Origin of the sequence: Photorhabdus tasmaniensis (genome assembly GCF_011189505.1) — a bacterium.
Taxonomy (GTDB): domain Bacteria; phylum Pseudomonadota; class Gammaproteobacteria; order Enterobacterales; family Enterobacteriaceae; genus Photorhabdus; species Photorhabdus tasmaniensis.
Map to the genome: position 1 here is coordinate 54,333 of NZ_PUJU01000003.1, position 13,581 is coordinate 67,913.

The window sequence follows — 13,581 nt, forward strand, 5'->3', positions numbered from 1 at the left end:
ATTATGGGCGGCTGTTTAATAGCTTTACATCTTCATACTTAATTTAAATCTTCGCTAGGAGCGCATAATTTCTTCAATGTCACTCAGTTTTGGATTTTGTTGGCAGCAAGGGCATGTTACGTCAGCTATTCCAAGTACTCTGTTTGAGTCAACTTCAGCTTGGAAGACTTGTTTCAAACATTCCGTATGCATTGGATGGCTTTCGGGGCTGCCATGATTGCAACTGAGTTGGTAAAAAGGCTTGTCGTTATTTTTAAGACAAATGGTACATTCTTTGGTTGTATTTGGCTCAATGTGTGGCATGTGACTTCTCCTATATGAGGGATTATTTCGCTTTTCTGGCTTAAATCGCGTTTCAAAACAGTAGATCACTCGAAGGGAATTTAATCTGGTTTTTGCGATCTGATTAATCGCAAAAAATCACAAATCACTCGTTGGACTGAGTTATGTTAATTATAGCAGCTATATTTTGGAATGAATGGCGCTGAACGGTAAATAAAATGGGTTAAGTCAGATAGATTCTAAATGTCCGGCTATTTTTCAGAATATTACAAGCAGTAATATAAATCGGAAAAATAGTTATGTTTGTAATTATATTAATCGATTAGATATTTAAAATATGCGCTTACTATTAGTGGAAGATCACCCTGAATTATTGCATTGGCTGCAAAAAGCACTGAGTAGTGCAGGGTTTGCTGTAGATGTTGCTGGTGATGGTATCGTTGCCGATCAATTATTGCAGACAGAAAATTATGCATTGCTGATTCTGGATGTTTCTTTGCCAAGGCTGGATGGTCTTTCACTGTTAGTTCGTTTGCGTAAGCGGGGACAAAATCTGCCGGTATTATTGCTAACGGCTAAGGCCGATGTTGCTGATCGGGTGAAAGGGCTTAATTCCGGCGCTGATGATTATTTGACTAAACCTTTTGATTTACAGGAATTGGAGGCGCGTATTCGGGCATTACTTCGGCGTAGTGCAAATGTTTCACAGGAGACCCTGACATTTGGCTCCTTGGTTTATCAGGATGAAGGTTACTTTATTTTGAACGATGAACCACTGGCTTTGACACCGCGGGAACTCTCTGTTTTGACAACATTGTTCCATCGTCGGGGAAGGCCAGTTTCTAAACAACAACTCTTTGAGCAGGTATTTGCACTGTCAGATGAGGCAAATCCACAAAGTATTGAACTTTATGTACACCGGGTCCGAAAAAAATTATCGGGTAGTAGTGTCGGGATCAGCACATTACGGGGATTAGGTTATCGTCTGGAGTGCCAGAACAGATGAAATTATTCAAAGTGCCGAAATCATTGTTTCATCAGTTACTCTTGTTTTTTGGCGTTCCGCTATTTTTGCTCGGTAGTTTATCTGTTTATACCCATTATTTCAGTGCGAAAAATGCGGCCACATTGGCTTATGACCGTACTTTATTGGCATCAGCCCGAACGGTGGCAGAACGGCTGACAGTTGAGAATAAGCAGTTAATTGTTGATGTGCCTTATGTGGTTCTGGATAGTTTTGAGCGAAATATGCATGATCGTCTGTTCTATCAGGTGTTATCTCCTGAAGGGAAAACAATTTCTGGTTATGACGATTTGCCGTTAATACCTGAATATACGCCGCGTTCCAATTTATACACTGCATTGGTCTATTTTTATGATGCGGAATATCACGGTCAGCCTATCCGGGTTGCCGCACTTTATCAGCCGATCAATGAAGGCGGCATGATGGGAATGGCGTTAATACTGGTTGCTGAAACAGTGGCTTCCCGTCATTATCTTGCTCAACAATTATTAATATCTTCTTTGCTGAGTCAGGGAGCCGTTGTCGGTCTGACACTGATCCTGGCTTATTTTCTGTTGAAACAATTACTCAAACCACTACATAAACTTTCTGGTGTTATGGTTAGTCGCCCTGCTAATGATCTTACTCCGTTACCGGATATGTTACCGTGGTCAGAACTTTCTCCGTTATTACATGCATTTAATCGCTATATAGAACGGCTGAAACTGATGGTTAGCCGGCAGAAAAGATTCAGTGCGGATGCTTCTCATCAACTCAGAACACCGTTAACGGTATTGAAAACCCAGGTGGCGGTCGCGCTTGCCAGCCAAGATCCTGAACAATGGAAAGAGAGTTTACGGGCTATTGATAGCACGTTGGATAATACGATTTCTCTGACAGACCGTTTATTACAACTCTCTCGTTTAAAAGCACATGAAAAGGAAGCAGTTCAAGATTATAAGCCGGTTAATTTAGTCGAATTATTACAACAGGCGTGTTTTTCTCGCTTTCAACAGGCTGAAAGTAAGTATATTGACTTGGGTTATGAAGGAGAAAATATTCAGTGGATAAAAGGCGAACCTGTATTACTAACAGAAATGTGCGCCAACTTATTAGACAATGCAATTAAATATACGCCAGAAGGTGGCGTTGTGACTGCCAGAGTTATTCTCAGCCCTTGTAAGACATATTGTTATTTGGATGTGGATGACAGTGGGCCGGGGATTGCTAAAGAAGAAGTCAATTTGTCACTGATGGCTTTTAATCGTCTTGATAATGCTGCGGGGCATGAAGGGGCTGGACTGGGATTAGCTCTGGTAAAAGATATCAGTCTTTATCATGGTACTCATCCCCAATTATTGCCCAGTGAAACACTGGGCGGCTTATTAGTAAGAGTCCCTTTCAAGCTTTCTAATGATTAATTTTCTGCGGTTCTTCTGTTTTACGGCCAAAAAGAGGAACACGTAATTGTTGTGCCAGCATGACCCCTAATAGTGTTATGCCGCCCCCGATCAGATGGTAACTGTGAATTTTTTCGTGCAGAACCAAAATAGCGATAATGGTTGTAAATATTGGCGTCAAATTCATAAATATGGCCGCAGTATTAGCACCAAGTTTTATGACACCTTGTATCCATAAATAAGGGGCAAGGATAGAAGCGGGAATACCGGCAAATAAGACTAACGAGATATTGTTGGCATTCAATTGAACATCGTTGGTCAACAGGAAATTTGGCAGTAATAGCAGGACACCAAAAGTAATCTGCACATACAGGGATTGCCAGTTTGGCAATGGAATAGACCAGTGTTTGGTTAATACGCCATAGAGTGCGTAGGAGGTGGAGGCAATCAACATCATCAATTCACCGCAGCCTAAACCGTGTTGCAACAATGATATAGGATCTCCGGTACTGATCAACCAGACTAAACCAAGCAGCGATATAACAGTACCAAGAGCAATACCAACAGTAGGGACAACACGTAAAACAAATATACTGATGACAACAGTCAAAAGCGGAATCAATGAGCTAAGAATTCCCATAAATGTTGCACTGATAGTGTGTGCAGCGTAATAGGCCAGGCTTTGGTAAAGTACCATCCCAAGTGCGCCAAGAATTAATAACTTCCACCAGTATTGACGGATTGTTTTCCATTGGCGAATAACAGGCAGCGCAGCAAAGGGAGTTAAGGTGAGAAAGGCCAGGAACCAGCGATAAAAAGAAATTGCTGCCGGATCAATCGCTGTGGCAGAGGCTTTACTCACCACGGCATTAATTGACCAAATCAGGACTGCCAGAAGCGGGAAAATCATATTCATATAGATGAGTCGCATTGAGATAAAAATGAGTGTTTAGTCTAATGGTGTCTGATTTATTATATATAACGATAATCAGACAATGGATAAGGCAATTGAGACAATATGACAGAAAAATTTCATACCCCTGTGAAAGTCATGGATATTCCGGCCAGTATTTCTTTCCGCAGCGAATTATTTAGTGCTGACACCGAGTGTTTACGTCATACCCATCCATTCGGGCAACTTATTTATGTCGTCTGTGGTGTAATGGCAATGAATGTTGGAGAACAACATTTTTTAGCGCCACCGCAATTTTGTGTCTGGATACCGGAAGGAATAGAGCATTCGGGATATAGTAGAAAAGCAATGCGATTCAGGGCAATAGATATCTCTCCTGAATGGGGGAAATTATTGCCGGATGCGCCTTGTATTATCCGACTTAGCTCAATATTCAATACGATTATGGCTGATTGTTTTGAACGTGAATTGAAAATACCGGAAACAGAACAGGATTTACGGTTGGCTCAAGTGTTGATTGATCAGCTAATGCAGTCTCCTGTTCAGCATACCTATCTGCCTTTCTCTAAAGATAAACTTTTGGCACCGATACTACAGGAACTTGAACGTAATCCGGCTGATAATACGTCATTGCTGCAATGGGCAAAACAGCGTTATACCTCGGAACGCACTTTGTCACGGCGTTGCCGGCAAGAATTAGGTATGTCATTTAGTGAGTGGCGGCAACGGTTGCGGTTTATCCATGCTATTTCTTTGTTGGAACAAGGGAAAACCGTTAATGAAGTCGCCTTTGATGTAGGTTACAGCTCATCTTCTGCTTTTATTGCGATGTTTCAGCAACTGGCGGGTACGACACCGGAGCGTTTCAGAAAAAGTTAATAACAAAAGAAACTGTCGTGATGGGTTTTGTTACGATTAAGTGGCAAAATAGCCGGCTACGTCCGTTTTATGCCATAGGATGGAATTAAGTGAAGATTCTGGTTGATGAAAATATGCCTTATGCTGAACAACTGTTTCAGCAATTAGGGGATGTACACGCTATTTCGGGGCGTCCGGTGCCGGAAGGTGCACTGGATAACGCGGATGCGTTTATGATTCGCTCGGTGACTAAAGTTAATGAAGAATTGCTGAAAGGCAGCACGGTAAAATTTATCGGTACGGCAACAGCGGGTACGGACCATGTGGATCAACAGTGGTTATCTCAAGTGGGAATCGGGTTTTCTGCTGCACCGGGATGCAATGCCATTGCTGTGGTTGAATATGTTTTCTCAGCATTAATGTTACTGGCTGAACGTGACAATTTTGAACTCAAAGATAAAGTTGTCGGGATCATTGGCGTCGGTAATGTCGGTAGCCGGCTGGCAGAACGGTTATCTACCCTTGGCATACGGACACTCTTATGTGATCCACCAAGAGCTGAAAGAGGTGATGCCGGCGAATTTTGGCCATTGGAAAAACTGGCTAAAGAGGCGGATATTCTGACATTCCATACGCCACTGAATACATCAGGCCCATATAAAACACTTCATCTTGCGGGGGCTGAATTATTATCGGCTTTGCCGGATAACCGCATATTGATTAACGCCAGCCGGGGGGAAGTTGTTGATAATCAGGCACTGCTTGCCGAGTTGAAACGTGGTAAAAAACTCAGTGTTGTGCTGGATGTTTGGGAACCAGAACCTGATTTATCCCTGCCATTACTGGAATTAGTTGATATAGGTACTCCGCACATCGCGGGTTATACCCTCGAAGGTAAAGCACGCGGCACCACACAGGTATTTGAGGCTTATTGTGAATTCCTTGGTCAACCCCGTAAAGTTGCCTTATCTGAGCTGTTGCCTGAGCCTGATTTCAACCGGGTCGCCTTGCATGGAAATGTGACTCAAAGCACACTAAAGCGACTGATACATTTAGTGTATGATGTGCGCCGCGATGATACCCCGTTACGGCAGGTTGCCGGTCAGAAAGGGCAATTCGATCTTCTGCGTAAAAACTATTTGGAACGTCGGGAATGGTCATCCCTGACCGTGTGCTGTGATAACCGAGAGAGTGCTGAATTGTTAGCCGCTCTTGGTTTCAGTACAGAACTGATTTAATTGGTGCAGGCATATATCTGCATGTCAGAAAGATAAGGTGGAGAAAACCAACATGTCGGAAGGATGGAATATTGCCCTGTTGGGTGCGACAGGCGCGGTAGGTGGAGCGATACTGGCGTTATTACAGGAGCGTCAGTTTCCCGTTGGTGAACTGTATCCTCTTGCCAGTGAACATAGTGCCGGTGAAAACCTGCGTTTTAATGGTAAAAGTTTAATTGTCCGTGATGTTGCTGACTTTGACTGGTCACAGGTACAACTCGCTTTTTTTGTGGCCGGAACAGAAGCCACGGCACAGTATGCTGAACAAGCGGCAGAAGCAGGTTGTCTGGTGCTCGATAGCAGCGGATTGTTTGCTTTGGAGCCGGATGTTCCTCTGGTTGTCCCGGGTGTGAATCCTCATGCGTTGGCGGCTTATCGTAACCGTAATATTGTCGCCTTGGCAAATTGCATGACCAGCCAAGTGCTGACAGCGATTAAACCGCTGGTTGATGCCGCAGGAATTGCACGCTTACATTTGACTAATTTGCTCTCTGTTTCTGTTCACGGCAAAGCAGCAGTTGATGAATTAGCCGGGCAGAGCGCCCGCTTACTTAACGGTATCCCGCCGGAGCCCGGTCGTTTTAGCAAACAACTGGCATTTAATCTTTTACCGTTGCTGGCAGATACGGAAGGCTCGGTGCGTGAAGAGCGCTGTTTGGTGGATCAGGTGCGTAAAATTTTACAAGATGAGGGGCTACCCATTTCAGTCAGTTGCGTTCAGTCTTCGGCTTTTTATGGGAATGCTCAGGTCGTCCATTTGGAAACATTGCGTCCGGTTGGTGTGGAAGAAGCTCGCGAAGAGTTAGAGCGGATGGTTGATATTAACGTTTCAGATGAAAGTGATTATCCGACTCAGGTGACTGACGCGTCTGGTAATGATTTGTTGAGTATTGGCTGTCTGCGCAATGATTATGGTATGCCGGAAGTATTACAATTTTGGTCTGTGGCCGACAATATCCGGTTTGGTGGCGCGCTGATGGCGGTTGAGACAGCAGAAAAACTGATTCAGGAGCAATTTTACTGATGCCTGGTACAGAACAAACAGCATCTGTGCCAGGTTCAACAATGAAAATTGCATTGGGAATTGAGTACGATGGCAGCCGGTATTATGGTTGGCAGCGTCAGCAGGAAGTGAAAAGTGTTCAGGGGTGCCTTGAGGAAGCGTTATCAAAAGTCGCCAATGAACCCATATCGGTATTTTGTGCCGGCCGGACTGATGCTGGAGTACATGCAACAGGGCAAGTCGTTCATTTTGAAACGTCTGCACAACGTAAGGATGCGGCGTGGACAATGGGGGTGAACGCACATTTACCGCCGGATATTGCTGTTCGTTGGGTGAAAGCCGTGGATGGGGATTTCCATGCCCGTTTCAGCGCGACTGCCCGGCGGTATCGTTATATTATTTTTAATCATCGTTATCGTCCGGCAGTACTGGCAAGTGGCGTGACACATTTTCATTATCCATTGGATGAAAAACGGATGCATCAGGCCGCGCAGTGTTTGCTGGGGGAAAATGATTTTACCTCTTTCCGTGCGGTTCAGTGCCAATCCAAAACACCCTGGCGTAATGTGATGCATATTAATGTCAACCGTTACGGGCATTATGTTGTGATGGATATTAAAGCCAACGCTTTTGTGCATCATATGGTGCGTAATATTGTCGGTAGTTTGATGGAAATTGGTTGTGGGAATCAGGATATTAACTGGATGGCTCAATTGCTTGCTGTAAAAGACCGGACGAAAGCCGCTGCGACGGCGAAAGCGGCAGGATTATATCTGGTGGCCGTTGATTACCCTGCACAGTTTGATTTGCCGGGACCGGTTATGGGGCCTCTGTTTCTGGCCGATGATCTGATTTAACATTTTGGTTGCCGACAAGGATGGTTGGGTATAACGGGGAATATTATGGAATATCTATCACATTTCGTTGATTTTGCTAAATTTATTATTGATTTTATTCTCCATGTTGACATTCATTTAGCCAAACTTGTCGCAGAATATGGTCATTGGGTGTATGGCATTCTGTTCCTGATTCTGTTTTGTGAAACAGGATTAGTGGTTACGCCATTTCTGCCGGGAGATTCTCTGCTCTTTGTTGCGGGTGCTTTAGCGGCGTTGGATTCAAATGATCTGAATGTGCATATCATGGTGGTGTTGATGATTATTGCGGCCATTATTGGCGATGCGGTGAACTATGCTATTGGCCGCGTCTTTGGCGAAAGATTATTTTCCAATCCGGATTCGAAAATTTTCCGCCGGAGTTATCTGGATAAAACACATGAGTTTTATGAAAAACATGGTGGGAAAGCCATTATTTTAGCGCGATTTGTACCAATTATCAGAACATTTGCACCATTCGTTGCAGGTATGGGGAAAATGTCTTATCGTCATTTTGCTGCTTATAACGTGATTGGCGCACTGGTTTGGGTGCTATTATTCACCTATGCTGGTTATATATTCGGTGATATGTCAATGGTACAACAGAATTTGAAACTATTGATTGTTGCTATCATCTTTATCTCAATCCTGCCCGGAGTGATTGAAATCTGGCGTCACCGCCGTGCGGTGATGAAACAGAAAACCAATAACCCGTAACAGGTTTGAGCAGTTTTTTATCCACACTGTAATAGCATTGTGGTTTAATGGCACACATAACAAAACTGGCATAAGCCAGATTCAGACGGAAAGATCATTCAATGAGCTGGATTGAAAAAATTCTTAATAAAAGCAACATTACCCAAACTCGTAAGGCAAATATCCCAGAGGGAGTTTGGACTAAATGTGATAGTTGCAGTCAGGTGCTCTACCGTGCTGAGTTAGAGCGCAATCTTGAGGTTTGCCCTAAATGTGATCATCACATGCGTATTTCGGCGCGTACCCGGTTGGAGACTCTTCTTGATGAAGGGACGAAAACTGAATTAGGGGAGGAGTTAGAGCCAAAAGATATTCTGAAATTCCGTGATTCTAAAAAGTATAAAGACCGTATATCGGCAGCACAAAAGCAAACTGAAGAGAAAGATGCACTGATCGTGATGAAAGGCACGTTGAGTGGTATGCCGGTTGTTGTTGCTGCTTTTGAATTTGCGTTTATGGGTGGCTCAATGGCTTCGGTTGTTGGTGCCCGTTTTGTTCGCTCGGTAGAACAGGCACTGGAAGACAATTGTCCTCTGGTCTGTTTTTCTTCCAGTGGCGGTGCCCGTATGCAAGAAGCGCTGATGTCACTGATGCAGATGGCGAAAACCAGTGCTGCTTTGGCAAAAATGCAGGAACGGGGTTTGCCTTATATCTCTGTGATGACTGACCCGACAATGGGCGGTGTTTCAGCGAGTTTGGCAATGTTAGGTGATATCAATATTGCTGAACCGAAGGCATTGATTGGTTTTGCCGGTCCACGTGTTATTGAGCAGACAGTACGCGAGAAATTGCCGCCAGGTTTCCAACGCAGTGAGTTTTTGCTGGAAAAGGGGGCGATTGACATGATTGTTCGTCGTCCTGAAATACGAGACACACTTGCCAGTTTGCTTGCTAAACTGACTCATCAGCCGCAGCCCGGTACTAAACCCGTTGTTGCTGAATTTGTGGCAGAACCCGCTGATGTTGAGGCGGATATTCAAATAAATACCAATAAAGAAGATGTCTGATACTTTACAAATTCTTCAAGCCACGTCGTCACTGACGACGTGGCTTTCCTACCTTGAAAACCTGCATACTAAAGCCATTGATATGGGGCTTGAGCGTGTAGGTAAACTCGCTCGAACCTTGGATCTGGTTAATCCTGCACCTAAGGTGATAACTGTATCCGGCACTAATGGTAAAGGCACCACCTGTTGCACTATCGAATCTGTTCTGCTGGCGGCTGGGCTGAGAGTGGGTGTTTACAGCTCTCCGCATCTTGTACGTTATACTGAAAGAGTTCGTATTCAGGGTAAAGAGTTACCTGAACAGGAATTCTGTCGTGTATTTGCGGATATTGAATCCCGTCGTGGTGGTATTTCACTGACTTATTTTGAATATGGCACATTAGCGGCTCTGCAATTGTTTAAACAAGCTGGCTTGGATGTGGTCATCTTAGAAGTTGGCTTAGGTGGGCGGCTGGATGCGACTAATATTGTGGATGCCGATATTGCAGCCGTTACCAGTATTGCACTCGATCACATTGACTGGTTAGGAGCTGATCGCGAACATATTGGTCGTGAGAAAGCGGGTATTTTCCGCAAAGATCGTTTTGCCGTGGTTGGTGAACCGGATATGCCATCTTCTATTGCGGAAGTCGCGGATGAATTAGGGGCTAGGTTGTTCCGCTGTGGTATTGACTGGCGATTTTCTCAACAGGGGAAAGATTGGTACTGGCAATCTGATGATATGCTATTTAGTAATCTGCCTTTGCCAAATGTTCCTCTGATGAATGCCGCAACCGCAATGGGTGTTATTTGTTGCCTGTTACGACAAGGTGGTAAAGTTGGTCAGGCTATTAATGAAAATGCTATCCATCAGGGGCTGAAAAATGCGCAGCTGCCTGGGCGTTTCCAAATAATTCATGAAAAAAAGCCATTGTTGATCCTGGACGTGGCGCATAACCCACATGCAGCGGCTTATCTGGTACAGAAATTAGCCCTGTTGCCCCGTCAACCGGGCAGCAAAATTCTTGGTGTAGTGGGTATGCTTGGTGATAAAGATATTGCCGGCACACTGGCTTGCCTGTCACAGCAAATTAATGAGTGGTATTGCGCTCCGTTGACTGAACTGCGTGGTGCAGATGCACAGGCATTGGTTGAGCATCTTAAACAGCCACGGGTATTTACTGATGTGGAAAGTGCCTGGTATCAGGCAATGGCAGATGCTGATGACCAAGATATTGTTGTCGTTTGTGGTTCATTCCACACAGTGGCGCATGTCATGGAGGCTCTGGACAGGGAGAAGCGAAGTGGCAAGTAAATTTCAAAATCGTTTGGTCGGCACAATTGTATTGGTCGCACTGGGTGTTATTGTGCTGCCAGCATTGTTGGATGGCAACAAGAAATATAACGAAGATAAGTTTGCATCAATTCCCCTGGTTCCGAAGCCTGGGGATGAGCAAGAAATTGAATCTATTCCTCTCCTTAATTCGCCAATATTATCAATGCCTCTGGAAGATGAGACAGAGGCATTGCTGCCGGAAACACTGGAGCAGCCGGAAATACCCTTGATGACAGTTCCGTCGTCACCCGCACCGATAACGCCTCCTGCTGTTCAGCCAGAAGTCAAACTTCAACCACAGATTAAGCCTGAACAAAAACTGGACGTTAAGCAGCCAGTACCGACTAAACCAGAGATTAAACCGGGGCCGAAGCCTGAAATTAAATCCGTTGAAAAAGCGCCGCAAGGGCAAGCATATATCGTACAACTGGGTGCTTTGAAAAACGCTGGAAAGGTGGATGAAATCGTTGCCAGACTGCGGTTGTCGGGTTATCAGGTCTATACGGTACCTTCATCTCCGGTGAATGGGCAGTTAACCCGAATATATGTCGGTCCGAATGTTTCTAAACAACAACTCGACTCGGCGTTATCAGAACTGAAAAATCTGACAGGATTACAAGGGCAAGTAAGAAGCTATAGACCGTAATAAAGCTGACGATGCCTATGTGACGAATAGGATAATTGTGATGAAATTAAGTAGTAAATATTAAGTGACCGCGGCGATAATGAGTTTCCTATATCGCCGCTAACTATTTTCAGTAGAATAGGAAATCTGCTACGCAAACGTTTTCGTTTTCTGTTAGAATGCGCCTGAAACGGATGCCGAGCGTCTATTTTGGAATTAAAACATGGTTTGGATTGATTACGTTATTATTGCCATTATTGGCTTCTCGGCATTGGTTAGCCTGATTCGTGGGTTTATTCGTGAGGCGTTGTCACTGGTCACCTGGGGATGTGCTTTCTTTGTAGCAAGCCACTTCTACTCTTACTTAGCGGTCTATTTTACCCGTTTTGAAGATGAACTGGTGCGTAACGGAATCGCCATTGCGCTTCTATTTATTGCGACTTTGATTGTCGGTTCCGTGGTGAACTATGTGATAGGTTCTCTTGTGCAACGGACTGGATTGTCTGGTACTGATCGGGTACTTGGGGTCTGCTTTGGGGCATTGCGTGGTGTGCTGATTGTCGCTGCTATTCTGTTTTTTCTGGATACATTCACACCATTGCCGCAAAGTGATGACTGGAAGCAATCACAATTGATCCCACAATTCAGTCATATCATCAGGTGGTTCTTTGACTACCTGCAAAATGCGTCAAGTTTCCTGCCGGAGAAATATACCTCTCCGCTTGGCTGATGAGGAAAAACTACATGTGCGGTATTGTTGGTATCGTCGGTTTTACACCGGTTAACCAGTCGATTTATGATGCGTTGACGGTGCTTCAGCACCGTGGGCAAGATGCTGCTGGCATTGCTACTATTGATGGTAACAATGGGTTTCGTTTACGCAAAGCCAACGGCTTAGTGAGAGATGTGTTTGAAACCCGGCATATGCTACGTTTACAGGGAACGATTGGGATTGGTCATGTTCGCTATCCGACGGCGGGCAGCTCCAGTGCATCGGAAGCCCAGCCGTTTTATGTTAACTCTCCATTTGGTATTACATTGACACACAATGGTAATTTGACGAATGCGCATGAATTAAAAAGAATGTTGTTTGAAAATGCCCGTCGCCATGTGAATACCACGTCAGATTCCGAGATTTTGCTCAATGTTTTTGCTAATGAATTGGATCGTTTCCAGTATTATCCGTTGGAACCTGACAATATTTTTGCTGCGATAGCGGCAATGCATAAACAGGTTCGTGGCGCTTATGCCTGTATTGCGATGATTATCGGTCATGGGTTAGTTGCTTTCCGTGATCCGCACGGCATTCGTCCGTTGGTGTTAGGCAAGCGTACTCTGAATGATGGCCGTAATGAATATATGGTCGCTTCTGAAAGTGTTGCATTGGATACGTTGGGTTTTGAATTCCTGCGAGATGTTGCATCGGGTGAAGCGGTTTATATCACTGAGAAGGGCCAGTTATTTACCCGCCAGTGCGCTGAAAATCCTTCTTTGACTCCTTGTTTGTTTGAATTTGTCTATTTTGCCCGTCCAGACTCCTTTATTGATAAAGTTTCGGTTTATAACGCCCGTGTGCGGATGGGGCATAAGCTGGGGACGAAAATTGCCCATGAGTGGGAAGATCTGCATATTGATGTGGTTATTCCTATTCCTGAAACTTCCTGCGATATTGCTCTGGAAATTGCCCGTATACTGGGTAAACCCTACCGTCAGGGGTTTGTGAAAAACCGTTATGTTGGCCGGACATTTATTATGCCGGGTCAACAGGAGCGCCGAAAATCAGTCCGCCGTAAACTGAATGCCAATCGTGCCGAGTTCCGCGATAAAAATGTGCTGCTGGTGGATGATTCTATTGTTCGTGGTACAACATCAGAACAAATTGTTGAAATGGCTCGTGAAGCGGGAGCGAAGAGGGTTTATTTTGCTTCAGCAGCCCCGGAAGTGCGTTTCCCAAATGTTTATGGCATTGATATGCCAAATGCAAATGAATTGATCGCTCATGGACGTGAAGTTGATGAAATTCGCCAGCTCATTGGTGCAGATGCGTTGATATTCCAGGATTTGACAGATCTGATTGATGCCGTTCGTGAAGAAAACCCGGATATTGAAGAGTTTGAATGTTCAGTATTCAATGGCATTTATGTTACCAAAGACATTGACCAGACTTATCTCTATTATCTGGAAAATCTGCGTAAAGATGATGAAATGACATTGAATAATCAGAACGAAATCGAAGATCTGGATATCTATAATGAAGGTTGATGACC

Annotated in this window: 14 protein-coding genes; 12 read left to right on the forward strand and 2 right to left on the reverse strand. The window is 44.5% G+C overall.

Annotation, left to right across the window (positions count from 1 at the left end; genetic code table 11):
- Window positions 1–54 precede the first annotated feature (54 nt).
- Window positions 55–303 (reverse strand): hypothetical protein, encoded by a 249-nt coding sequence (locus C5471_RS01700; RefSeq protein WP_133814894.1) that lies wholly within the window; start codon window positions 301–303, stop codon window positions 55–57.
- A gap of 316 nt (window positions 304–619) precedes the next feature.
- On the opposite strand from C5471_RS01700, the gene tctD reads away from it, so the two are divergent.
- A complete protein-coding gene (gene tctD / locus C5471_RS01705) occupies window positions 620–1,288 on the forward strand; it encodes a transcriptional regulator TctD (RefSeq protein ID WP_133814895.1) in 669 nt (222 codons plus the stop codon).
- Complete coding sequence (locus tag C5471_RS01710) at window positions 1,285–2,706, forward strand: sensor histidine kinase (RefSeq protein ID WP_133814896.1); 1,422 nt, start codon at window positions 1,285–1,287, stop codon at window positions 2,704–2,706. Before tctD ends, C5471_RS01710 begins: the two co-directional genes overlap by 4 nt.
- Here the strand turns inward: C5471_RS01710 and C5471_RS01715 are convergent.
- Window positions 2,696–3,601: a DMT family transporter gene (locus tag C5471_RS01715; protein WP_133814897.1), complete on the reverse strand. Its 906-nt coding sequence runs from the start codon at window positions 3,599–3,601 to the stop codon at window positions 2,696–2,698. The genes C5471_RS01710 and C5471_RS01715 overlap by 11 nt on opposite strands.
- Window positions 3,602–3,703: 102 nt before the next feature.
- On the opposite strand from C5471_RS01715, the gene C5471_RS01720 reads away from it, so the two are divergent.
- From C5471_RS01720 to purF, 10 genes are all read left to right on the forward strand, one after another.
- Window positions 3,704–4,477 (forward strand): AraC family transcriptional regulator, encoded by a 774-nt coding sequence (locus tag C5471_RS01720; RefSeq protein ID WP_133814898.1) that lies wholly within the window; start codon window positions 3,704–3,706, stop codon window positions 4,475–4,477.
- A gap of 89 nt (window positions 4,478–4,566) precedes the next feature.
- Window positions 4,567–5,694, forward strand: coding sequence for a 4-phosphoerythronate dehydrogenase PdxB (gene pdxB / locus C5471_RS01725; protein ID WP_133814899.1), 1,128 nt, complete (start codon window positions 4,567–4,569; stop codon window positions 5,692–5,694).
- Window positions 5,695–5,746: 52 nt separating this feature from the next.
- Complete coding sequence (locus tag C5471_RS01730) at window positions 5,747–6,757, forward strand: aspartate-semialdehyde dehydrogenase (RefSeq protein ID WP_133814900.1); 1,011 nt, start codon at window positions 5,747–5,749, stop codon at window positions 6,755–6,757.
- A gap of 41 nt (window positions 6,758–6,798) precedes the next feature.
- Window positions 6,799–7,593 carry a tRNA pseudouridine(38-40) synthase TruA gene (gene truA / locus C5471_RS01735; RefSeq protein WP_133815010.1) on the forward strand — a complete coding sequence of 265 codons (795 nt, stop codon included), beginning with the start codon at window positions 6,799–6,801 and terminating at the stop codon, window positions 7,591–7,593.
- Window positions 7,594–7,638: 45 nt separating this feature from the next.
- Window positions 7,639–8,328, forward strand: a complete 690-nt coding sequence (locus C5471_RS01740; RefSeq protein ID WP_133814901.1) for a DedA family protein — start codon at window positions 7,639–7,641, stop codon at window positions 8,326–8,328.
- 101 nt (window positions 8,329–8,429) lie between these two features.
- Complete coding sequence (gene accD / locus C5471_RS01745; protein WP_133814902.1) at window positions 8,430–9,374, forward strand: acetyl-CoA carboxylase, carboxyltransferase subunit beta; 945 nt, start codon at window positions 8,430–8,432, stop codon at window positions 9,372–9,374.
- Entirely contained in the window at window positions 9,367–10,668 is a 1,302-nt protein-coding gene (gene folC, locus C5471_RS01750; RefSeq protein ID WP_133814903.1) for a bifunctional tetrahydrofolate synthase/dihydrofolate synthase, read from the forward strand. The genes accD and folC overlap by 8 nt, the downstream gene beginning before the upstream one ends.
- Complete coding sequence (gene dedD / locus C5471_RS01755; RefSeq protein ID WP_133814904.1) at window positions 10,658–11,335, forward strand: cell division protein DedD; 678 nt, start codon at window positions 10,658–10,660, stop codon at window positions 11,333–11,335. Before folC ends, dedD begins: the two co-directional genes overlap by 11 nt.
- Before the next feature lie 202 nt (window positions 11,336–11,537).
- Window positions 11,538–12,044: a colicin V production protein gene (gene cvpA, locus C5471_RS01760; RefSeq protein WP_133814905.1), complete on the forward strand. Its 507-nt coding sequence runs from the start codon at window positions 11,538–11,540 to the stop codon at window positions 12,042–12,044.
- A 14-nt stretch (window positions 12,045–12,058) separates the two neighbouring features.
- Window positions 12,059–13,576 (forward strand): amidophosphoribosyltransferase, encoded by a 1,518-nt coding sequence (purF, locus tag C5471_RS01765; protein WP_133814906.1) that lies wholly within the window; start codon window positions 12,059–12,061, stop codon window positions 13,574–13,576.
- Window positions 13,577–13,581 lie beyond the last annotated feature (5 nt).